Origin of the sequence: Synechococcus sp. OH30 (assembly GCF_047462175.1) — a bacterium.
Classification (GTDB): Bacteria; Cyanobacteriota; Cyanobacteriia; order Thermostichales; family Thermostichaceae; genus Thermostichus.
The window spans coordinates 40,038-60,577 of record NZ_JANSIP010000009.1 but is presented as its reverse complement, the minus strand read 5'-3'; the positions used below and the strand labels follow the sequence as shown (position 1 = coordinate 60,577).

18 protein-coding genes, 1 tRNA gene and 2 pseudogenes are annotated in these 20,540 nt (G+C 58.9%); 11 read left to right on the top strand and 10 right to left on the bottom strand.

Going from position 1 to position 20,540, the window contains the following annotated elements; all coding sequences use genetic code 11:
* Window positions 1–29 precede the first annotated feature (29 nt).
* A complete protein-coding gene (locus NW830_RS10250; protein ID WP_414362585.1) occupies window positions 30–1,643 on the top strand; it encodes a lysostaphin resistance A-like protein in 1,614 nt (537 codons plus the stop codon).
* Between the two features lie 12 nt (window positions 1,644–1,655).
* On the opposite strand, the gene NW830_RS10245 is transcribed toward NW830_RS10250, so the two are convergent.
* The 3 genes from NW830_RS10245 to NW830_RS10235 are packed head-to-tail and all read right to left on the bottom strand — an operon-like array spanning window position 1,656 to window position 4,448.
* On the bottom strand, window positions 1,656–2,663 hold the full coding sequence (locus NW830_RS10245) for a DnaJ domain-containing protein (protein WP_414362584.1): 1,008 nt from the start codon (window positions 2,661–2,663) through the stop codon (window positions 1,656–1,658).
* Window positions 2,621–3,547, bottom strand: a complete 927-nt coding sequence (locus tag NW830_RS10240; protein ID WP_414362583.1) for an ABC transporter substrate-binding protein — start codon at window positions 3,545–3,547, stop codon at window positions 2,621–2,623. Before NW830_RS10240 ends, NW830_RS10245 begins: the two co-directional genes overlap by 43 nt.
* Before the next feature lie 46 nt (window positions 3,548–3,593).
* A complete protein-coding gene (locus NW830_RS10235; protein WP_414362582.1) occupies window positions 3,594–4,448 on the bottom strand; it encodes an inositol monophosphatase family protein in 855 nt (284 codons plus the stop codon).
* Between the two features lie 242 nt (window positions 4,449–4,690).
* On the opposite strand from NW830_RS10235, the gene NW830_RS10230 reads away from it, so the two are divergent.
* From NW830_RS10230 to galE, 4 genes are all read left to right on the top strand, one after another.
* Window positions 4,691–5,239 carry an FHA domain-containing protein gene (locus NW830_RS10230; RefSeq protein WP_414362581.1) on the top strand — a complete coding sequence of 183 codons (549 nt, stop codon included), beginning with the start codon at window positions 4,691–4,693 and terminating at the stop codon, window positions 5,237–5,239.
* 52 nt (window positions 5,240–5,291) lie between these two features.
* Window positions 5,292–5,363 (top strand) — tRNA-Gln (locus tag NW830_RS10225).
* Between the two features lie 109 nt (window positions 5,364–5,472).
* Window positions 5,473–6,966: a cobyric acid synthase gene (locus NW830_RS10220; RefSeq protein WP_414362580.1), complete on the top strand. Its 1,494-nt coding sequence runs from the start codon at window positions 5,473–5,475 to the stop codon at window positions 6,964–6,966.
* Between the two features lie 68 nt (window positions 6,967–7,034).
* Window positions 7,035–8,036, top strand: a complete 1,002-nt coding sequence (gene galE, locus NW830_RS10215) for a UDP-glucose 4-epimerase GalE (RefSeq protein ID WP_414362579.1) — start codon at window positions 7,035–7,037, stop codon at window positions 8,034–8,036.
* 22 nt (window positions 8,037–8,058) lie between these two features.
* Here galE and NW830_RS10210 read toward each other — a convergent pair whose 3' ends face one another.
* Window positions 8,059–9,204, bottom strand: a complete 1,146-nt coding sequence (locus NW830_RS10210; RefSeq protein ID WP_414362578.1) for an NAD(P)/FAD-dependent oxidoreductase — start codon at window positions 9,202–9,204, stop codon at window positions 8,059–8,061.
* 335 nt (window positions 9,205–9,539) lie between these two features.
* Between NW830_RS10210 and NW830_RS10205 the strand changes: the two genes are divergently transcribed.
* Window positions 9,540–10,172 carry a lysophospholipid acyltransferase family protein gene (locus tag NW830_RS10205; RefSeq protein ID WP_414362577.1) on the top strand — a complete coding sequence of 211 codons (633 nt, stop codon included), beginning with the start codon at window positions 9,540–9,542 and terminating at the stop codon, window positions 10,170–10,172.
* An 11-nt stretch (window positions 10,173–10,183) separates the two neighbouring features.
* On the opposite strand, the gene NW830_RS10200 is transcribed toward NW830_RS10205, so the two are convergent.
* Entirely contained in the window at window positions 10,184–10,579 is a 396-nt protein-coding gene (locus tag NW830_RS10200; protein ID WP_414362576.1) for a (2Fe-2S) ferredoxin domain-containing protein, read from the bottom strand.
* A gap of 158 nt (window positions 10,580–10,737) precedes the next feature.
* Between NW830_RS10200 and NW830_RS10195 the strand changes: the two genes are divergently transcribed.
* A complete protein-coding gene (locus NW830_RS10195) occupies window positions 10,738–11,307 on the top strand; it encodes a 2'-5' RNA ligase family protein (RefSeq protein ID WP_414362575.1) in 570 nt (189 codons plus the stop codon).
* Window positions 11,308–11,316: 9 nt separating this feature from the next.
* Here NW830_RS10195 and gap read toward each other — a convergent pair whose 3' ends face one another.
* The 3 genes from gap to NW830_RS10180 all read right to left on the bottom strand — a co-directional run bounded on the left by gap (window position 11,317) and on the right by NW830_RS10180 (window position 13,421).
* Entirely contained in the window at window positions 11,317–12,336 is a 1,020-nt protein-coding gene (gap, locus tag NW830_RS10190) for a type I glyceraldehyde-3-phosphate dehydrogenase (RefSeq protein WP_414362620.1), read from the bottom strand.
* 303 nt (window positions 12,337–12,639) lie between these two features.
* Complete coding sequence (locus tag NW830_RS10185; protein ID WP_414362574.1) at window positions 12,640–12,894, bottom strand: gas vesicle protein GvpG; 255 nt, start codon at window positions 12,892–12,894, stop codon at window positions 12,640–12,642.
* Between the two features lie 137 nt (window positions 12,895–13,031).
* A complete protein-coding gene (locus NW830_RS10180) occupies window positions 13,032–13,421 on the bottom strand; it encodes a hypothetical protein (RefSeq protein ID WP_414362573.1) in 390 nt (129 codons plus the stop codon).
* Window positions 13,422–13,673: 252 nt separating this feature from the next.
* On the opposite strand from NW830_RS10180, the gene apcD reads away from it, so the two are divergent.
* The 4 genes and pseudogenes from apcD (at window position 13,674) to NW830_RS10160 (ending at window position 17,381) form a co-directional block, all read left to right on the top strand.
* Window positions 13,674–14,147 carry an allophycocyanin subunit alpha-B gene (gene apcD, locus NW830_RS10175; protein ID WP_414362572.1) on the top strand — a complete coding sequence of 158 codons (474 nt, stop codon included), beginning with the start codon at window positions 13,674–13,676 and terminating at the stop codon, window positions 14,145–14,147.
* Between the two features lie 239 nt (window positions 14,148–14,386).
* Entirely contained in the window at window positions 14,387–14,872 is a 486-nt protein-coding gene (locus NW830_RS10170; RefSeq protein ID WP_414362571.1) for an allophycocyanin subunit beta, read from the top strand.
* A 29-nt stretch (window positions 14,873–14,901) separates the two neighbouring features.
* Window positions 14,902–15,900 (top strand): annotated as a pseudogene (locus tag NW830_RS10165) (chlorophyll a/b binding light-harvesting protein); the annotation flags it as partial.
* A gap of 535 nt (window positions 15,901–16,435) precedes the next feature.
* Window positions 16,436–17,381, top strand: a pseudogene (locus NW830_RS10160) (IS630 family transposase).
* 379 nt (window positions 17,382–17,760) lie between these two features.
* Here the strand turns inward: NW830_RS10160 and NW830_RS10155 are convergent.
* Together NW830_RS10155 and NW830_RS10150 are read right to left on the bottom strand one after the other, a co-directional pair.
* A complete protein-coding gene (locus NW830_RS10155; RefSeq protein WP_414362570.1) occupies window positions 17,761–18,585 on the bottom strand; it encodes a DUF726 domain-containing protein in 825 nt (274 codons plus the stop codon).
* Window positions 18,586–18,746: 161 nt separating this feature from the next.
* Window positions 18,747–20,525: a flavin reductase gene (locus NW830_RS10150; RefSeq protein ID WP_414362569.1), complete on the bottom strand. Its 1,779-nt coding sequence runs from the start codon at window positions 20,523–20,525 to the stop codon at window positions 18,747–18,749.
* Window positions 20,526–20,540 lie beyond the last annotated feature (15 nt).

Genomic DNA, 20,540 nt, shown 5'->3' with positions numbered 1-20,540 from the left:
AACCCGCTGGAGTTGCCTCCCTTGCTGCCATGTCTCCTCCTGAAGCCACGGCCTCTGTCGATTCCTTTTCCACTTGGCTTGCTGTTCGCCGGGGGATCCTCAACCTGCTCAGCTTGCTGGCTCTGGGCATTGTTGGGCTTTCGCTTGCCAGCAGTTGGTTCCAGCCGCCACCGCAAACGAAGTTGGATCTGTTGCAGACCAACCTGGCTCTGCAGGCTGCCCGCACCCTTGATGATCCCCGCTATCAGGATCTGGCCCGAGCTCTGCTGGGTCAGGAGGTGTTCAAGGTAGCCAGCCATCGCTACCGACAGGTGGCTGACAACTACGCCGAACGCCTCCAGCGCCTCAAGCGAATGGCGGGGCTGGAAACGGCTGGGGCTCCAGAGGTGGGCACACCCGAACTGGCCAGCCTTTCCGAGGCGGCGGGGCCGGCCGCAACCCAAGAAGAAGAGGATCCCGCCCTCCTGGCTGCTATTCAGGATCTGCAGGCAGAGCTGGATGGGCTATGGCTGCGCCTGGGCTTGCTCTACGCTTACCAGGAGGATCTGGAGGCGGCCCAGCAGCAGTGGCAGCAGGTCACCGATCCCAGCCGCCCCTTTGCGTTGGAATCCAAGCACAAGGAGGTGGCGCAGGTCTTACAGGGGCTGTGGGGAACACCGCGGCGCATTTTGCCCGAGGCCGAGGTGCACATCCGCAACCACCTGGACGGCTGGTTTGAGGCGGTGGCCTTGCAACAGCTCTACCATCTGCAGCAGCGCAGCGACAGCCTCAATGCCCTCAACCAGGAGCAGGAAAAGTTGGCCTTGGCAGCCCTGTTTCGGCTAGCGGTGGTGGGCGGGATCCCGGTGCTAGGGGCGCTGCTGGGGCTCGTCCTCCTGCTGGGTTGGCTGGGCTGGAGCTTCTGGCACCAACGTCCCCTCCTCGGCCCGGCCTGGGAGGTGCCTTGGCCAGGGATCGGGGCGCAAGCGGTGCTGACCGGCTGGTTTTTGGGGTTCATTCTCCTCAATACCCTGGTGCCTCGCCTTTACACGGTCCTGCTGGGTTTGGGGGCGCAACAGCTCAGCCCTTGGCATCAGGCGGTAACCCTGTTTCTCACCTATAATGCCGGCGCTCTGCTGGGAGTGGCGCTGGTGTACCGGCTTCTCCGGCTCTATCCCGGCTGGCAGAGGGTGTTGCAAGTGCGGCTGTGGGGCCCTTGGCCGCTCTGGGGCTTGGGCGGCTACTGGGCAGCCCTGCCTTTGGTAGTGCTGGCGGCGGCCCTGTCGCAGCTGCTGCTGCCGCAGGCGGGGGGTGGCAACCCCATTTTGCCGCTGCTACTAGAGAGCCACGGCTGGGGGGCGCGCTTGCTGTTTTTGGCGGTGGTTTCTGTCTGTGCCCCTGTTTTTGAGGAGATCCTGTTCCGGGGTTTTTGGCTGCCTACGCTAAGCCGCTACTTGCCAATGGGGGGTGCCATCTTGCTCAGTGCCTTCACCTTTGCCCTTGCCCACCTCAACCTTTCCGATCTGCTGCCCCTGACCACGCTGGGGATAGTGCTGGGGGTGGTGTACAGCCACAGCCGCAACCTGTTGGCCCCCATCCTGCTGCACAGCCTCTGGAATACGGGATCCCTGGTCACGCTGCTGCTGCTGGGGGACGCTTCCTAAGGGGAGTTGGGCCTACTTTTTCTTGCCAAAGAGGCGGCTCCAGAAGCCGCCGCTATCCTCTTTGCGCGGCGGCGGCACCACTTTCTGGGCCTGGGAGGTCTGGCGGCTGGCAGCAGGGACAGGAACCGGCGGCTGGGTGGTGACCTGCTGTAGCCAGCGGCGCACCTCCGCCATTAGCTCGGCGTTGCCCGGCTCGAGGCGGCTGGCCTGCAGGAAGTCGGCTTTGGCCATACCGGCGTTGCCTTGCTTCAAGTGGGCAATGCCCCGGTGCAGGTAGTAGCGGGCCACGTTGGGCTGGGCGCTGATGGCAAAGTTTAAATACTGGATGGCAACCCGGTACTGCTTGCGCTCAATCATGTCCAGCGCCTGCAGGAAGCGGGTCTCGGCAGGGTTGAGTTGGGGAGTTGGGGGCGGGGTGGGCGGGACCGGGGAGCTGGCTGCGATCCCACCTAAGGGGGTGCGGCTGGGGGAAGGGGTTGGGGTCCCAGTCGGGGGCGTGGTTTTGGCGGCAGGGGTCGGGATTCCCTTGTAGCCGGCTTTGAGCAGCAGATAGGCCAGGTTGAGCTCGCTCAGTTGCTCGGTTTTCTCCAGCAGGGTGGCCATGGAGCTGTATTGCTCTTGGGCCAGCTTCTCCACCCGCCGGACATATTCTTCCTGCCAGTTGGGAGACTCGGCCAAACCTTTGACTGTCTCTCCCGTAGGCCAGAGATCTGCAGGTGGCGACTCCAGTAGCTGTTGGATGCGCAGCTTGAGGAGGGCCTCGTATTCCGACCGCTCCCGCTCCTTGCTCAGCACCTCATTGGCTGGGTTGACCAGCTTGGCAAAAAGGAGATTGGCCCGCTCTGCCCCTTCCGGATCCCCGACAAAGCGATCCGGGTGCAGGGCCTTGGCCGCCTGCAGGTAGCCGCGCCGGATCCTCTTGGAGTCGGCAGTGAGGGGCACACCCAAGATGGCGAAGTGATCCGTTTCGTAGCGAGCTAGCCCTCGGCTGAGGCGGGGGACATCAGAGTGGGATCCCATAGTTGCCACTTCTCCAAGATGCGTTGCAGGGTTCCGTTCTCGGTCAGGATCGCGATTGCTTCATCCAGGGCTTCCTTCAGGGAAGGATGCTGCGAGGATACCACGCCCACCAAAGGAATGGGAAAGAGGGGCGGCCCCACTGGGCGCAGCCGGGATCCCGCCTGGCGCAGGTGGAGGGCGGCAACGGGCTGATCGACAAGCACGGCATCCAACTGGCCAGCCTGGAGCTGAGCAAACAGGCGCTCCGGGTTACTGGTGGCAAAGAGCCGGATAGGGTTGCCCCGCCTCTCGTTGTAGGCTTCCAACAGCGCTGCTCCCGTACTGTTAACTACAATGCCCACTTTGCGGCCAAATAATTGCGACAGCGCCTCAATGGGAGCTTCCCCTGGCCCCGGATCCCGTACCACCAAGCGCTGCGGGCTGAGGTAGTAGGGCCGGGTGGCAAGAAATTGCTGCGGATCCAGGCCCAGGCCTTCCCGCGCTCCCCAGATGAGATCCACCTCATCCGCCTGCAAAGCCGTCAACTGCTGACCCCAAGCCACGTAGACGGGCTCAAGCCGTACCTTCAGCGTCTGGGCAATTGCCTCGAGGATCTCCCACTCAAAGCCGGCGTAGGTTTGCCGCTCCGGGTCGGTGTAGAGGTAAGCTGGGCCTAAGCTGGGATCCAACCCCACCCGCAGACGGCCCCGCCTCCGAATTTGGGCCCAACGGGAGTCGGGGGGCTGGGCTCGCTCGCCCCCGGGAGCGGCCAGGGCTGGCTCTTGGGCAGGCTGAGGGTAGGCCGGGATCCCCAAGAGAAGCGCCAGGCCAAACCCCAGTGCCCAACCCCAACCCCGGAATTTTTTCCCGGCTAGGTTGCCTTCCTTGCCCTGCAAAAGCCCCATGACCCCCCGCCTTTGCGTAAAGCTTACCCAATTTTTGCCCGCATCTTTAGCTACTTCGCTCCCTGGGCTGGCGATCCCGTCGCATGGGAAAGGAGACGGGCAGGGGGCTGACCTGGGCCAGTTCTTCTTGCAGAGCGGCGTGTAACCAGCCATTACTGGCCAGCAGGCGGCCACTGTATACATCCACCGGGCTGCCATCGTAGGCGGTAACCTTACCGCCGGCTTCCCGCACCAAGACAATCCCAGCGGCAATGTCCCAGGGGGAGAGGCCCCGCTCCCAATAGCCGTCCAGCTGGCCGGTGGCCACATAGGCCAAATCCAGGGCAGCCGATCCGCCTCGCCGCACTCCCTGGGTGAGGTGGGTGAAGTGGCAGAACTCAGCGTAGTTGTTGTCCGGGGTTTCCCGGCGGTCGTAGGCAAAGCCAGTTACCAAGAGGCTGCGGGAGAGTTCGGTAGTAGAGGAGACGCGGATGGGTTTGCGGTTGCGGGTGGCTCCCATCCCCTGGACGGCGCGAAAGAGATCCCCGCGAAAGATGTCGCAGACTACCCCTAGCACGGGCTCCCGCCCCTCCAGCAGGCCAATAGAGACGGCAGCAAAGGGATAGCCGTGGGCAAAGTTGGTGGTGCCATCCAGAGGATCAACCATCCAGGCGTAGGTGCCTTCGGGAGATCCCTGCTGGCCGGATTCCTCCGTCAAGATCACGTCTTCGGGGAAGTGGCGCCTCAGGATCTTCAAGATGAGCTCCTCGGAGGCGCGATCCGCTGCCGTTACCAAGTCCCCCGGACGTTTCTCCTCAATGGCCAGGGCTTTGTCCAAATACTCGCGCAGCAGCGCTGCCGCCTCCAGAGCCGCTTCTGTAGCCACATCCAACCGACGCAACAGCGCTTCCGTCACATCCACCCCTCCAGGCTACACCCCTGCTACCCAGAATAGCCCGTCTGCTGGCAAGGCTTGCCGCTCCAAGGGAGCCCCTTCTGAGCCCCTCCCAAGTTTTTCGAGAAGGCAGGGATCTGCAAGGTTGCTCATAGTACACTGGAGCTAGGGGTTTTCCAACAAGCGACGAGGGGCGGGAGGCGCTACAAAGTGCGGGTTTTAACCCTAGATTGAGTGGAGCCTGCTTAAGCGTGGAAGAGGGAAAGCCATTGCCGTCTAGCCACAGCATTTTTACCGCAACCACGGCAGTGGGCGGAGCGCATCCGTCCACTCCTCAGGAGTTTGAACTGCCGGAAGAGCTGTTCGATCAAGTTCCCGAGCAGCCCCTGTCCTATCCGGAGTTCACCCTTTGCATTTGTCATCCTGTGCGGCCCTGCAGCTATATCCTGCGGGGGGATATCTACACCATCGGTCGAGATTCCTCCAATTCCATCCAGATTGTCAATCGTTTCGTCTCCCGCCGCCACGCCTATTTGGTGCGAGTGCCCACCCGCTCCAACCGCACAGGGTTTACCTATTGCCTCATTGACGGCAACCGCCAGGGGCGCTCTAGCACCAACGGCGTATTTGTCAACGGCAGCCGCGTGGCTACCCACTACCTAAGAAGTGGAGATGTCATCTACTTTGGGCCGGAAATCCGTGCCTACTTCTTCGAAGTGGCCCGCATCCCCCACCTGCCCAACCCTTTTGAGGTCAACGCTGGCCCGGGTAAGGAGACGCCGCTTCCCCCCAACCCAGGAGGGCAGGACAACCGTTGACAGATCCAAAGCCGCCTCGCTATATTGGTTGAGCTAGCTAAGCAAGGCAAATTGGGGCATCGCCAAGCGGTAAGGCAGCGGGTTTTGGTCCCGCCATTCGGTGGTTCGAATCCATCTGCCCCAGTCCTACAACAACAAGAAGAAGACTTTCTGCCCTTAGGGGGTAGAGGGGGGCAAGGGCTTTTGCTGCGGAAGAGGAATTCGCCGAGTGCAAGTGAGGGAAAGGGATCCCAATGAACGGCGCCTGCCGATCCTTGATGGTGGTGGGGACTTCTTCCCATGTGGGCAAAACCCTTTTGGTAGCTGCCCTCTGTCGTCTCCTCAAAAAGGCGGGGAAAAGGGTTGCCCCCTTCAAGGCTCAAAACATGTCCCTTAATGCCTATGTCACTCCTGAGGGCCACGAGATTGCCTACGCGCAGGCTCTGCAGGCTTGGGCCGCCGGGATCCCGCCGGCGGTGGAAATGAACCCGATTTTGCTCAAGCCCCAGGGCAACCTGACCTCCCAGGTTGTCTTGAATGGCGTGGCGGTGGGCACCTGCCGTGCCAGGGAGTACTACGAGCGCTGGTTTGCGCCTGCCTGGGAGGCAGTGAAAACAGCCCTAGCCCGCCTGCAGCAGCAGTACGAGTGGATTATCTGCGAGGGGGCGGGCAGCCCGGCGGAGGTCAACCTCAAGCAGCGGGATCTGGCCAACATGCGGGTAGCTTTGCATCTGGGATCCCCTACTTGGCTAGTGGCCGACATTGACCGGGGCGGGGCGCTGGCCCATGTGGTGGGCACGCTGCAATTGCTGGAGCCGGCAGAGCGGGCCCTGATCCGCGGCATTGTCATCAACAAGTTTCGCGGTGTGCGGGAGCTGCTGCAGCCTGGTCTTGATTGGTTGGAGAACTACACCGGGATCCCGGTGGTTGGAGTTCTGCCCTGGCTGGACTGGGTGCTGCCCCAGGAAGACTCGCTGGGCCTTGAGGCTGGCCCCCAACTCTGGGAAGATCGCCGCCCCCGGCGCCGCGCTTTGGGGAAGGACTGTTTGGAGATCGCGGTGGTTCGCCTGCCGCGGGTAGCCAATTTCTCCGACTTCGACCCCTTGCTGGCGGAGCCTAGCGTCCATCTGCGCTGGGTTGCCCCTGGCCAGAGCCTGGGATCCCCCGATGCGGTCATCCTGCCCGGCAGCAAGACTACCCTCCAGGATCTGTTGGCGTTGCAAAAGACTGGCCTGGCTGACCAACTGCGCCACTATTGCGGCCACCTTGTTGGCATCTGCGGCGGGCTGCAGATGTTGGGGCAAACCATCACCGATCCTGATGGCCGGGAGGGGATCGCCGGCACCTACCCAGGGCTGGGCTTGTTGCCCCTGAGCACCGTGTTGCAGCCCACGAAGATTACCCGGCAGGTGCAGACGCAGAGCCGATGGCCCGCCCCTGCCCCCGTCCAGGGGTACGAAATTCATCAGGGATCCACCCAGGCCGATTCCTCTGGCTGCCTGCCAATCTTCGAGCAGGAAAACCTGGGCTGGCGGGATCCCACCGGCCGCATCTGGGGCAGCTATCTGCACGGTCTCTTTGACAACCACCGTTGGCGGCGCCACTGGCTCAACTGGCTGCGCCGGCAAAAAGGCTGGGATCCCTTGCCGGAGGTGGACGGCCACTACGCCCAGCAACGGGAAGAACTGCTGGATCGTCTGGCAGAGGCCTGGCGGCCTCATCTGGATTTGCAGCAGCTCCTGGAATAGGCCGGGGAATTGCCAAGGTCGGCAAGAATGGCTGTATTCTGGACGGAAACTGCCTTCTGCTCTGGCCTATGCGGCTTCTGGTTACAGGCGGCGCGGGCTATATTGGCAGCCACACCTGCAAAGCCCTGGCGGCCCACGGCCACCTGCCCATTGCCTACGACAACCTGGTTTACGGCCACCCTTGGGCTGTTCGCTGGGGGCCTTTGGCAATTGGCGACATTGCCGACCGGGAGCGGCTGGATCAGGTTATCCGCCAGTACCGCCCTGAAGGGGTGATTCACTTTGCCGCCTACGCCTACGTGGGCGAGTCAGTCAAGGAGCCCGGTAAGTACTACCGCAACAACGTAGCCGGATCCCTGACTCTACTAGAAGCCATGCGGGATCACGGGATCCCCTACCTGGTGTTCTCCAGCACCTGTGCCACCTACGGCCTGCCGGAGCAGATCCCCATCCCGGAAACCCACCCGCAGCGCCCCATCAACCCCTACGGCCAGAGCAAACTCATGGTGGAGCAGATGCTGCGGGACTTTCAGCTTGCCTACGGGATCCAGTCTGTGAGCCTGCGCTACTTCAATGCTGCTGGCGCCGATCCTGACGGCGAAATTGGCGAGGCCCATGACCCGGAAACCCACCTCATCCCCCTAGCCCTAGAAGTTGCCGCTGGCCAGCGCCCTCACCTAACCATTTTTGGGGATGACTACGATACCCCCGACGGCACCTGCATCCGTGACTTCATCCATGTTGCTGACCTGGCGCAAGCTCATGTGTTGGCCCTAGAGGCGCTGGTGGCTGGCAAGCCCCTGCAACTAGCCTATAACTTGGGCAATGGCCAAGGCTTTTCTGTCCGGGAAGTGATTGCCACCGCTGAGGCAGTGACCGGCAAACAGATCCCAGTGCAGGTGGGGGCGCGCCGTCCTGGCGATCCGCCGCGGCTGGTGAGCGACACCACGGCTATTGCTCGCGACCTCAACTGGCAGCCTCGCTATACCACCTTGGCCGAGATCCTTCAAACTGCCTGGCGCTGGCAGCAGAAACGACCCTATTTTGCCAAGGCCGCTGCAAAGCCATAGACAAAAGCTGCCTGTAGCGTCGCTAGCCCTCCGCCCCCCCGACTTTCTCACGAGGGGCAAAGGCGCTGAGGTTGCCCAGGTCTGTTTTGCCCTCCAGGACCAAGTCTCGCAGGATGGCAGCGCTAATAGGAGCCAGCAAGATCCCATTGCGATAGTGACCGGTGGCAACAAGAAGATTTGCATAGCCCTGAACCGGCCCTAGGATAGGGGCGCGCTGCCCCAGCGGTCGCGGTCGCTGGCCAGCCCAGTGCTCCAGTAGCCTCGCCTCCGCCAAGGCCGGGCAAAGCTGGATGGCGCGGGTCAGCAACTCCTGAAGAGCCAGCAGGGTTGGCTCGGGGTGGGGGGCCTGAAACTCCACTGTTGCTCCCACCCATAGGGAGCCATCGCCCAGGGGAACCAAGTTGAGATCCCCATCGGTAACCACTGGCCCCAGCGGGATCCCAGGGGCTTGAATCCGCAGGGCCTGGCCCTTAACAGGTTGTAGCGGCATTTGCAAGCCCAGCTCCTTGGCCAGATCGGAACTGCCCAGACCGGCGGCAAGGACAACGTGCCCTGCTGTAAAGGTGAGGGAGGGCGTGCGAACCGCCGCTAGGCGAAAGGGAGGATCCGGGCTGCGCTGAAAGCTGTGAACCGGCTGGTGGAAAAAAAAGCGGGCTCCTCGGCGTTGAGCTGCCTCCAGGAGGGCCTGGGTGAGGAGCTTGGGCTGGATTTGGCGATCCTGGGGAGAGTAGATAGCCCCTGCTAGGTCGCTCCGTAGGCCAGGCTGCAGGGATCTCACCTCCGCCGGACTCAGCCACTGAAGGCAATAGCCCGCCTGTTGACGAGCTGCCAAGGTTTCCTGCCAAGCTGCTACCTCTTCTTCTTGGAGGAGGCGCAGAATGCCACGCCGATTGACAGGCAAACTCCGGCCCAAGTCCGCTTCCAGCCGGGCAATCAGGGGATCAAACTGCTCCAGGCTTTTTAGGCGCAACTGCACCCCCTCTCCGCTGGGTTGGCGGCTACAGACTCCCATCAACACCCCCAGCGACGCGCCGGTAGCGCCCGAGGCAGGATCCCTAGCATCTACCCCAATGACTGACAGCCCTGCTGCCGCTAGCTCATAGGCGATGGCACAGCCCACCACCCCGCAGCCAATGACCAACACGTCACAGCTTAACTGGTGAACCATCCTCCTCCATGCGGGCTTCTGGTTCTCGATGTTACCCAGCTGCGGACCCCCCTTCCCAGCCGCCGCCAATGGCGGGATCTCTCCGATCCCTAGCTGCCTCCACCTGGGCTGGAGGTTTACAGGGCCAGAGTCCTCCTGCTACTTCCTCTGGCAGTTTGCCCGCCGGGAGAACCGGGCAGGCCACGATCTAGGACCAAGCTGCGCCTCTTCAAGCTGGGGAGCCGCCACTTTACGGAAATCGCTGAGACTTGGCTGGAGGAGGGAATCCGGACTGGAGAGCTAGAAGCAACGCCTCCTCCCCCCTACACTCAAGGAAGGAGCTATCGCAAGTCAAAATGAGCTATCGCCGCCGCGATTGGTTGGCCTACTGGCTGCTCAAGTGGCTGGTGGTCAACCCCCTGTTTCGGGGACTATATTTTGGCCGCACGTATGGGCAGGAAAATGTGCCTCGCCAGGGATCCCTGATCATCGTCAGCAACCATGCTAGCTACCTGGATCCGCCGCTGGTTGCCAATGCAGTACGCCGCCCTGTAGCCTTTATGGCCAAGGAAGAACTATTTCAGGTGCCCGTGCTGAAACAGGTGATTCGGCTCTACGGAGCCTATCCCGTGAAAAGAGGAGGGGCAGATCGCAGTGCCCTGCGGGCAACTGAAGTGGCCTTAGTCCAGGGGTGGGCGGTAGGGATCTTTCTCAGCGGCACCCGCACCCCTGATGGCCGCATCCCCCACCCCCACTTGGGGGCAGCCTTAGTGGCCGCGCGCACTCAAACGCCTCTGCTCCCTGTGGCCCTCTGGGGCACTGAGAAGGTGCTGCCGAAGGGATCCCGCTGGCCGCGCTTGTTTTGCCCCATCACGGTGCGCATTGGCAAGCTGCTCCCCCCGCCCGCTTCTAGCGAGAAAGCTGAACTGCAGCAGACCACCGCAGCCTGTGTGGAGGCCATCCACGCCCTCCTAGATCAGGGGCGGTAAGGCTCCGACCGCTAAGCGGTAATTAGAGTAGCTTGGGCAACCAGATACTCGGCCACTGGCTTCCCACCCAGGATGTGCTCCTGCAGCACCCGCTCTATCACCGGCGGCGTAGCCGAGTGGTACCAAAATCCACCGGGGTACACCAACAACACTGGCCCAGGAACACCATAGTTGCAGGCCCGCAAGCAATTGGCCTTGGTGCGGTTGACCCACAAGGGGCCCACGCCCCCCAGCTCTAGGTTCAACTGTTGGATCTGCAGCTTCAGGTATTCCCAGGCTTCCAGCCCCACTGCCTTTTCACAGCACTTGGGCTTGGTCTGGTCGGCGCAGAGGAAGAGATGCCAATGGTAAAACGGAATCCGATGGGACCTTGCCGGCGTGGGAAGGGGGTTGGAAAGCTCTGTCATGGGGGATCGCTGTATCCTACTGCCACTAGGTAATCGCTGGATAATTATATGAGCAATTCAAGAAAGCCCGGGGCGTCCCAGAAAGCCTTTGGGATCGGGGTAGAGGGCTGGGGCGGTGATGCCCTAGGCTGGATAAAGTAGCCCCCAGCTGCCCGGCAATGCTGCTCAATGCTCCCCACCAGCGGTTGTTTCTTGCCCTCCTTCCCCCTCCTGAGCTGCAAGCGCAAGTAACAGCCATCAAGCAGCAGGTGGCCGAGCAATTTGCCAGTCGAGCAGCCCTGCGCTCGCCTCCTCACATTACCCTAGTGCCCCCCTTCGAGTGGCCCACTGCCCAGCTGACGGCCCTGACGGGATCCCTGGAAGAATTTGCCAAGGAGCAGGCCCCCGTTGTTGTTGAGCTCCGTGGCTTCGGCGCCTTTGCACCACGGGTTATCTATATTCACGTCGAGCCCTCTCCGGAGCTGCAGCAGCTCCAGGCCAAGGCCCAGCGGCACATGAGCCTCCTTCTCAACCTGCAGGCAACAACAGCTCCCCCCCGCCCTTTTGTGCCTCACATAACAGTAGCCTTTCGGGATCTCCGGCCAGCCCAGTTCCGTGCTGCCTGGCCACAGTTCCAGAGCCGCCCTTTCCAGGGATCCTTCCTCGCTTCTGCTCTCACCCTTCTTGCCCACGACGGCAGGCGCTGGCAAGTTTTTGCTGAGTTTTCCTTTTCTGCCGCTAAGGGATGAAGCAGTCACCTACCCCACCCAGTGGGCAGCCATGTATTCGGCCAGATCCAGCACCCGCTGCGAGTAGCCCCACTCGTTGTCGTACCAGGCCATGACCTTGACGAGATCCCCGTCCAGAACGCTGGTCAGCTCTGCATCCACAATGGCGGAGCAGCTGTGGCCGCGGTAGTCAATAGAAACCAAGGGGACCTCTGAGTAGGCAATGATCCCCTTCATTGTCGTTTCCGAGGCTTCCTTCAACGCAGCATTGACCTCCTCGGCAATCACTTGGCGCTCTGTTTGCACTACCAAATCCACCAAGGAGACATTGGGCGTGGGAACCCGTACTGCCACCCCGTTGAGCTTGCCTTTCAATTCAGGGATCACCAGCGCCACTGCCTTAGCTGCCCCCGTCGTAGTAGGCACCATGCTCAAGGCTGCTGCCCGCGCCCGTCGTAAATCGCGGTGGCCGCCATCCAAAATGCGCTGGTCACCCGTGTAGCTGTGGGTGGTAGTCATCGTAGCCCGCCGCACACCAAACTTGTCCAGCAACACCTTCAGCAGTGGGGCAAGGCAGTTGGTGGTGCAGCTGGCATTGCTGACAATGTTGTGCCGCACTGGGTCGTAGGTGTGCTGGTTAACCCCATAGACAAAGGTGGGGATATCACCCCCCTTGGCGGGGGCGGTGATCATCACCTTCTTGGCTCCTGCCTCTAGGTGCTTGGAGGCACCCTGGTAGTCTACGAAAACGCCGGTAGCCTCGATTACGAGATCCACCTTCCACTCTTTCCAAGGCAGGTTGCTTGGGTTGCGATCGGAAACGGCGTGGATGTGCTTGCCGTTAACCAACAAACCACCCTCAGTAGCCTCCACTTCCACTCCTTGTAGGGTCCCGAGGATGGAGTCGTACTTGAGCAAATGGGCAGCCGTGCGAGCGTCTGAAGTATCGTTGATGGCAACAATGTCAATATTGGACTGGGGACGACTGAGCCAACAGCGCAGAAAGTTGCGACCGATACGACCAAACCCGTTGATGGCTACCCTAACCACTTTTTTGACCTCGCTGCTTTCAATTGCTCTGGAGCTGCTTAGCACATGATACCGCAAGCCCTGAGCATTCTGAAGATGAAATTCGGGATCCAGTGAGCCTGGCCCCCCAACAAACTGAAGATGGAAAATTGCTCCGCCGCAATTGCACTGGTCGGGCAGGGCGGATGGCAAAAACCCATGCTTTCCCCTCGGCCATAGCTTGCTTCTGCAAAGCACTAGCCAGGGAACGCTTTGCCAGCTGACGTCCTGGAAAACCTGTAGGCCTGGGGGAACGCCGAACGCTCCACCCTGCTGGAGCAAAGGCTATCCAGGATCCCTTGCCTCCCCCTCAGCAGCTGCTTCGGCTTCCTCTAGGGCTTGCAGAGCTAGCAGGATCTCCTCTTCTCGCCGGGTATAGGTCTCTTCGTCGATCTCCCCCAGATCGAGCTGGATCTGCAGGGCGGTGAGTTCCTTCTGGAGGTTTTCTTTGCTGTCGAGTTGCGCCTCGGCTCGTTCTCGAATCTGCTCCGCCAACCACAGCAGGCTCTGGGCCGGCCACGTCAGCAATTGCCAAACCATCCCCGCGCCTCTCCTGGGATTAGGTCAATCCTAACAAGTGGATCCCGCCTCCGCCCTAAGAACCAATAACCAATGCCAGCAAGCCTGCCCCCTCTGCCCGCTCCCCCTCCGGCCTTCATCTTAGGGATCAATCCTCCCTAGCCGTTCCGAGAGTGCTTCTCGATCCAATCCATCAGCTCTTGCTCAGACGGCGTGCAGAGACACTCACCTGTGAGCGGATCCTGGGCGTGCCACCAGACCGTGCCGCCACCATCCACCCACTGGCGCACCCGCAGCTCCTCCTGGACGCTCAACACGGCTTTCAGGCCCTCCCAAAGGTGGCGCCATCTTTCAGGCAGACCCAAAACAGAGGGATCCCTGCCGCTGGACTCTGCTGCTAGTTGCCGTTGTTCCTGTTCCAGCAACTCCAGCAGGCGGGTGTTGTTGGCTGCCCTGGCTGCTTCTAGACGATGGGCCAGAGAGGCAGCGATGTTCCGCCGATGGCAGGCCAGGAAGCTAACTCTACTCGCTTCAGCAGTTGCGTTCATGAGAGATCTCCCCACCCTGACCTCTACACGCCAATTCTATCGTAGATTCTGTAGCAATAGATACGATTCAAAACCTTGGCAATCGCCCTGGTCGGTAAAGAGGGGGTCAAGGTTATTGCGGTACTAAAAGCGCAGGTCAGAGGGAATTTGTTGCAAGTAAGTTTCAATTCACAACTTTTTCTTAACAAGTGGTTTCGATCTTGAGGATCTGACTTACTTTGTTACCTGTAGAGCGTTCCTCGTCGAAAACCTATGAGCCTTGTTGCCCAAGTCATCGCGCAGTCGGATGCGGCCGATCGCTTCCTCAGCAGTGCCGAGATCGCCAAGCTAGAAGACTTCTTCAGCAAAGGTCAAGTGCGTATCCGAGCCGCCCAAAAGTTAGCAGAGAACGAGCAAAAAATTGTCCAAGAAGGCAGCAAACGTTTTTGGGCCAAATGCCCTAACACCCCCAGCAACAAGGGCAACCCCCAAAAAACTGCCCTCTGCCAGCGAGATCAAGGTTGGTACATCCGCCTAATTAGCTATTGCATCTTGGCAGGCAACGATAAGCCGCTGGAGGACATTGGCCTGAACGGTATGCGAGAAATGTACATGTCTTTGGGCGTGCCGCTGCCAAACCTGCGGGTGGCGATGAGCTGCCTGAAAGACGTAGCCGCCGGTATTCTTTCTCCGGAAGAGATGGCTTTAGCTGCTCCCTACTTCGACAGACTCATTCGCGCTTTTTGAATAGGTAAGTTGGTTCGCCGCACTTCTGACCAGTTCTAAGTTTTACTGGAGAGCCGGTGTGTGCCACTTTTGGATAGTGAGTTTGAGGTCTAGGTTCGTTTTACAGGCTTGACCTGCGGGCTCTGAGGTGTCTTAGGTTGCAATGGAGTCCTCGGGAGCAATGCCTGGGCAAAAGATGGTCAGGAAATGCCCAATCGCTTCAAAAAACCAGTTCCTAGATAATTCCTGGAGGAAAAGCCATGAAAGACACCATCACTTCTCTGATCAATCCTGCTGACGAGAAAGGCTCCTACTTAGATGCCGCAGCCCTGGAGCAATTAAGTCGCTATTTCCAAAGTGGCAGCATGCGCGTCAAAGCAGCCAAGATTATCAGCTCCAGCGCTAGCAGCATTATCAGCAAGACCGTTGCTAAGAGCTTGCTCTACGGGGATATTACCCTGCCGGGGGGCAATATGTATCCCACCCGGCGCTACGCAGCCTGCCTGCGGGATCTAACCTATTTTCTGCGCTATGCCACCTATGCCATGCTGGCCGCCGATCCTTCCATCCTAGATGAGCGGGTATTGAGAGGTCTGAAAGAGACTTACATCACTCTGGGAGTCCCCATCGATCGCGTCATTCAAGCCCTCAATGCAATGAAGGAGGTGCTAGCAGAAAGTCTGGACCCAGAGGCAAGTCAAGAAATGGCTGCCTATCTTGACCACATCATTGCCGGTCTGAGCTAAACGCGCCTGGACTTACTGAGGAACTACCCATGAATGCCAAGAGGATGCACCCATCCGCTTACCCCTGGTGGTCAGGTAACGCTCGATTGATCGACCTCTCCAATACCTTTATCGTGGCGCATGTGGCCCACGCAGCCTTGATCATGGCTTGGGCGGGCGGCTTCACCTTGTTTGAGCTGGCCAAGTTCTCGCCAGATTTGCCAATGTACGAGCAGGGGTTGATTTTGCTGCCCCACTTGGCCACACTGGGATGGGGGGTCGGCCCCGGTGGCCAGATCGTCAATACTTTCCCCTATGTGGCCATTGCCTCGATTCACCTGGTGGCTGCCGGCGTGTTGGCTTGGGGTGCCTACTTCCACCAAACCCAACTTTCCCCCCGCCTAGATATGGAGTTCGGCAAGGCTGCCAAGTTTCACTTTGCCTGGGATGATGCCAAAACACTGGGGATAATTTTGGGGCACCACCTACTCATCTTGGGCCTGGGATCCCTGCTGCTGGTGGCCAAGGCGATGCTGCTTGGAGGGCTGTACGACGCCACCACTGCTCAGGTGCGCCTGGTCAGGTCCCCAACTTTGGATTTTGCCACTCTTTGGAACTACCGCACCCATCTGTTCGATGTCGATAATTTGGAAGACTTGGTGGGAGGCCACATTTATGTGGCAGCTCTTCTCTTGCTGGGAGGGGTGTGGCACATCCTGGTTCCACCCTTTGAGTGGGTTAAAGCTCGCTTTCTCTTTTCAGCAGACGGGATCCTCTCCTACTCTCTGTTTGGTGTTGCCTTAGCCGGATTTACAGCCTCTTACTATTGTGGGTTTAACTCACTGGCCTATCCGGTGGAGTTTTATGGGCCAACTCTGCAGCTAAAGTCGGCCCTCACCCCCTACTACTTCGATCCCAACCAAGCGGGGGCCTGGAACTACTCCTCAAGGGTCTGGCTGGCCAACGCTCACTTCTACTTGGCCTTCTTCTTCCTCCAGGGATCCCTGTGGCATTTTCAGCGGGCTATGGGCTTTGATATTGGCAAGGTACTACAGTCCTGGCAGCAGGCCCGGCAGGAAATGACTTCTGAAGCTGTGTATCAGGTTCAATTTCAGTGTCAACCTCAGCCAAATCCTGCGCTTTGCTATGAGCCTCCCTTCGCCGATCCTGAGCCCCTCTCAGTATCGTTGGAGAATGTCTATTTGTATCAACCGCAGCAAGGGTTTGGCTCAGGGTCGTCATCCCTAGTAAACGGTATCCGAAAAACTCTTTATCAGGTCAATTACACCCCTAGAAGATGGATCTTCTATGAGCCCGCAAAGGTAGAGAATTTCTTTCAGCCTCCTGATCTGAAGATGGACTATGGGCCGCGCAAACCGGAGATCGATGTCTCAAGGTTCTCCCAACCCGTGCCCAGCATCTTTTATGAGCCGGGCAAGGCCTAGATTTAAGCTCTAACCTAACACGGTTTAAGCTCCGGGAGAGGCGATTGCTTTTCCTGAGAGCTTTCTGTTTTGCTAGGGTTCTAAGTACAGCCTGTTAATTTAGACCAGGGTACAGTTTCAAAAGGAAGGAGAGAAGGGGATGCCAACCCATTCTTTGGATTTACGGCAGAGAGTTGTAACAGCTTATCAGGCAGGTCAGATCTCCATCTGCCAGGTATCCGAACGGTTCATGGTAACCAAAAGAACAGTACACCGCTGGGTGCGACAGTACCAACAAACTCAGGATTTAACCCCCAAGTAAAGTAGGTACGAAGCAAGTGGGTATTTTGGAACAACATTGACAGGAAGTGATGGCAATTATGGCAGAACACCCAAACTTCTACCTGTGGCGGTATCAAGAACTGTTGCGGGAATGCTTAGCAATTGACACGAGTACCGTCACGATACACAATTGCTTGAAAAAGCAAGGAATGACTCTAACAAAAGACTTACCGCAGTGGGAGAGTGCAAGAAGAGGAGGTGCACAGAGAACGGCTAGCTTATAGTCAAGAAGTCAGAGATATTCCAGCAGAAGATTTGATTACCCTTGACCAGACAGGGGTGTGGGAGGGAATGGAACGGGGAGTAGCTCGGAGTTTACGCGGTCAAAGAGCCTATCATTATCGTGAGAGATATAAGGGGAAAAGCATACTGTTATTGGAGCTATTTCCTTGAGAGGGTTAGTTGGCTATTGCCTCATTAAGGGTGGGATGAGGAAAGGGGATTTTTTAGAGTTTTTGAGAAGCGAGTTATGTCTGAAGCTAGAGGCGAGGAAGGTTGTGATGATGGACAACTTAAATATCGATAAGAGTCGGGAAGTTGAGGAATTGATTAGGGGGACAGGAGCGCAAATCCTATACCTGCCTGTGTATTCACCGGAATTGAATCCTATTGAGATGATGTGGTCGGTGTTGAAGCATTTTATTCGGCAGCTTTCCAGAGTTGGAAAGTATAGCGTGGAGCAGATAGTGCAGACTTGTTTACTCCTGATCAATCCATCCTGCTTCCGAAGTTGGTTTGCTAAGTGTTGCTACTGTACCCCTTGATTCTTTAACAGGCTGTAGTCAGAACTTGGGGCAGACTGGTACTGTATATTAGGCGCTACCCCTCCCCACCGCGGTGGGGGATCCCGTGCATTCAGATGAAGATAGATTGGAGCGTTAGGTGAAGCAGGGATAGGCCGTGGCGAGAGCTGCCATCACTGTCGATGTTGGTGGCCTGACCAATCGCCTACCCCAGCATCCAGGCGTAGGCTCAAGATAGCCGTCAGTTGGGATATTATTCTTACGCAGCCAGGCTGCGTGCCGACCACGGCAAAGCAAGATCTTTAGCAATCTCGAGTGGGATCCCGGCAGATCCAGAGATGGATATCGAACAGGGATCCTCCCTTGTGGCTGGGGCAGAAACCATCTGGCTTGGCATGGGCTAGATCAGGTGGCTGCTGCGAGCTTTCCAGTCCAGCTTCTGATCCAGAAGAAACTCCAGATGAGGTAGATAGGCTTCGTAGCTATGCTCACCAGAGCCGATTAAGTGAGTGGCGTTGAGGTTTTCAATTCTGGGGTGAAACTCTCTAATTGGCTTGATCCCGCAGGGGCTGACGTAGGCCAGAACCCAATCGTCTTCGTTGTAGATGTTTACCAACTTTCCAGTGATATTTTCTACATGCAGGCTCCAGTTCTTATCGGCTTGCCTCCTAACGGCACCGCTGAGCAAGATAACATCTTTAAGACGTCGATCTGCAGTCTGGGGCCAACCGCGCATGATGTAGTAGGCTACCCTTGCCCCCAAGGAAAACCCCATCAGGGTAATCTGCCTTTCCGGCAAAGCAGAGAGCAGGGGATAGGCGTACTTTAGTCCCACTTCTTTGGCCTTTGCTTTGTGGGCTTCCCAGTGGGCAAGTAGTCCTACCCCTAGCTTCAGAGGGGACAAGGTCAAACTCGCCGGGTTGGAAGCATCCCACCAAAGGTAGTACAGGGATCCCTGCCATCCAGCACGTCGGAGTGTTTCCCACAACAGTCTTTTTTTCCAAGGTTGGGTTTCACCTTCGCTAAGGAAACCGTTGATGAAAACCAGGGCCTCGTCCCAACTCAGGGAGGATTCGATGCGGATCAAATGAGGCTCATGATGGGTAACTTCTTCGAAAATATAGTCTTTAGCCCCGTCAACAATAGTTTCTGTAACTTTCTGGATGACTTCGAAAGTGGCTTGACCCGTGCCAAGAAGAATTTCTCCAATCGATACCTGTACCAATGACAGTTTGCGCAGCTGACCCGGTAACCTTACCTGTATCAAAGACGGCCCCTACGAGTTTTCCGCCAATCTGGGCAGGATCTGTGACGACCCACTGCAAAATTGACCCCCGCTGAGAGCCGAGACCTAGGCAAAGGCCTGGATTGACCTCCACCCCATATCTAGCCGCGTCGCATGGCGGTAACCCCCGTGGGATCCAGCACCTTGCCGCGCTCTACCTCGGCGTAGACCAGGTAGCGATCGCCACACTCCATCCAGCTTTTGACACAGCACTCCAAGTAAGCCAGGGCATCCAATAGGATCGGGCAGCCATTTTCGGCAGTGGTGATGGCCAAACCGGCAAAGCGGTCTTCACCAGGGCGCTGGGGTCGTTGAAAGTGTCGCTGCAGGCTGCTGCTTTTGCCCTCCCGCAAAATGTTGAGCACAAAAGGCGCTTGGGGACGGGTGAGCAGTTCTGCCTCGCTGTCCCTACTTACAGAAAGGGTTAGGCCAGGGGGGTTGAAGCTGGCCTGGGCCACCGAGGAGGTAAGGAAGCCGCGCGGGATCCCATCTTGCAGGGCGGTCACCACACAGAGGGATCCCACAACCCGGCTGAGGGCCTGCCCCAGCCGATCCGCCTGAGTTTCAACACCGCCTTGGCGGGGGGCACGGGCTCGCTTGGCCTTGCGCAGGGCTTGGGCAAACTGGGATCCCGCCTCCTGACAGGCTTCCAGGACAGCGGGGGTAGGCTTGAACCTGGTGCGGATGGTGGCAAACCCCAGGGTAAAGCCGGCGTTGAGCAACTTGCTTTCAATGAGATCCAGGGCTTCACCGCTCCAGCCATAGGAGCCGAAGACCGCGGCCAGCTTGCTGGTGGGAACAGAAGAGAGGATAATGCCTAGGGCTGTTTGGATCTGGACAGGGGGGTGGCCGGCCAAGGTGGGGGATCCGATAATGAACCCTTGGCAGCGCTCCAGAGCCTGGGCAATCTCTTCAGGGGTAGCCCATTCGCAGTTAATCCGCTCCACGGTAACTCCTGCTCGCTCCAAGCCTTGGGCAATAGCTACCGCCATCAGGCCCGTGTTCCCGTAGGCAGAGGTATAGAGGAGAGCCACCCGCTGCTCCAAGGGATCCTCCTCGCACCAGGCGTGGTAATCCAAGCGCAGCCGCCGCAGGCTGTGGCGCACCAAGGGGCCATGGGCGGGGGCGTAGATCTGGGCGGGGAACTCCTCCAGCTTGGCCAGGGCTGCTTTTACCTGGGGCGCTTGGCTGCGGTGTAAGCAGTCGAAGTAGTAGCGGCGATCCTCGCTAAGCTGCCGCCAGTGCTCGTCGAACACCTGCTCGTCGCAGACATGGGCACCAAACAGCTTGTCGGTAAAGAGGATCCCAGTGGCCGGGTCGTAGGTGCAGAGGGCATCGGGGTGGCGGGGCGTGGGGACAGTGCGAAAGTGCAGCTCATGGCCCTCGCCTAGATCCAGGCGATCCCCATCCCGGATTACCCGCAGGCGAAAGGACTGGTTATTGCCGTAGGGAATGCCAAAATCGGCGGCCTCCTCTTCATCCCGGCTAGGAGGCGGGGATTCCCTGCCCTCAAAAGCGGCTCGCAGGGTGAGGGATCCCGGCTTAGAGCAGAGCACCACTGCATAGGGAGCCAGCGGCAGAAGTGCCTTGAGGGTGGCGATGCGGTTGAAGTTGACGTGGCTGAGCAGGATAAAGTCCAGCCGCTGCAGGTACTGGTGCTGGGCCAGCTCCTCGAGAAAAATGTCTGTAAACGATTCCCCCGGCGGATCAATGAGCAAGGTCTGCCGGGCCTGGATGAGGTAACTGTTGGCCGTGGTGCCCCGCTGCCGGGCGTATTCCAGCTCAAACTTGAGGCGATCCCAGGTGCGAGAGCGGAGAACCAAGGTAGAGGGGCCGATAACGGCCACTTGAACATCGCGAGTGGGAGTTTTGCTCGCCATAGCAGTCTCCAGGGG

What these genes read in the sequence shown, in the direction of transcription:
- NW830_RS10150 (WP_414362569.1), bottom strand. Translation starts at nt 20,525, where the DNA reads ATGGCGAGCAAAACTCCCACTCGCGATGTTCAAGTGGCCGTTATCGGC.
- NW830_RS10250 (WP_414362585.1), top strand. Translation starts at nt 30, where the DNA reads ATGTCTCCTCCTGAAGCCACGGCCTCTGTCGATTCCTTTTCCACTTGG.
- NW830_RS10185 (WP_414362574.1), bottom strand. Translation starts at nt 12,894, where the DNA reads ATGGTTTGGCAATTGCTGACGTGGCCGGCCCAGAGCCTGCTGTGGTTG.
- NW830_RS10210 (WP_414362578.1), bottom strand. Translation starts at nt 9,204, where the DNA reads ATGGTTCACCAGTTAAGCTGTGACGTGTTGGTCATTGGCTGCGGGGTG.
- NW830_RS10195 (WP_414362575.1), top strand. Translation starts at nt 10,738, where the DNA reads ATGCTGCTCAATGCTCCCCACCAGCGGTTGTTTCTTGCCCTCCTTCCC.
- NW830_RS10205 (WP_414362577.1), top strand. Translation starts at nt 9,540, where the DNA reads ATGAGCTATCGCCGCCGCGATTGGTTGGCCTACTGGCTGCTCAAGTGG.
- NW830_RS10170 (WP_414362571.1), top strand. Translation starts at nt 14,387, where the DNA reads ATGAAAGACACCATCACTTCTCTGATCAATCCTGCTGACGAGAAAGGC.
- NW830_RS10200 (WP_414362576.1), bottom strand. Translation starts at nt 10,579, where the DNA reads ATGACAGAGCTTTCCAACCCCCTTCCCACGCCGGCAAGGTCCCATCGG.
- galE (WP_414362579.1), top strand. Translation starts at nt 7,035, where the DNA reads ATGCGGCTTCTGGTTACAGGCGGCGCGGGCTATATTGGCAGCCACACC.
- NW830_RS10240 (WP_414362583.1), bottom strand. Translation starts at nt 3,547, where the DNA reads ATGGGGCTTTTGCAGGGCAAGGAAGGCAACCTAGCCGGGAAAAAATTC.
- NW830_RS10220 (WP_414362580.1), top strand. Translation starts at nt 5,473, where the DNA reads ATGAACGGCGCCTGCCGATCCTTGATGGTGGTGGGGACTTCTTCCCAT.
- NW830_RS10245 (WP_414362584.1), bottom strand. Translation starts at nt 2,663, where the DNA reads ATGGGATCCCACTCTGATGTCCCCCGCCTCAGCCGAGGGCTAGCTCGC.
- NW830_RS10180 (WP_414362573.1), bottom strand. Translation starts at nt 13,421, where the DNA reads ATGAACGCAACTGCTGAAGCGAGTAGAGTTAGCTTCCTGGCCTGCCAT.
- apcD (WP_414362572.1), top strand. Translation starts at nt 13,674, where the DNA reads ATGAGCCTTGTTGCCCAAGTCATCGCGCAGTCGGATGCGGCCGATCGC.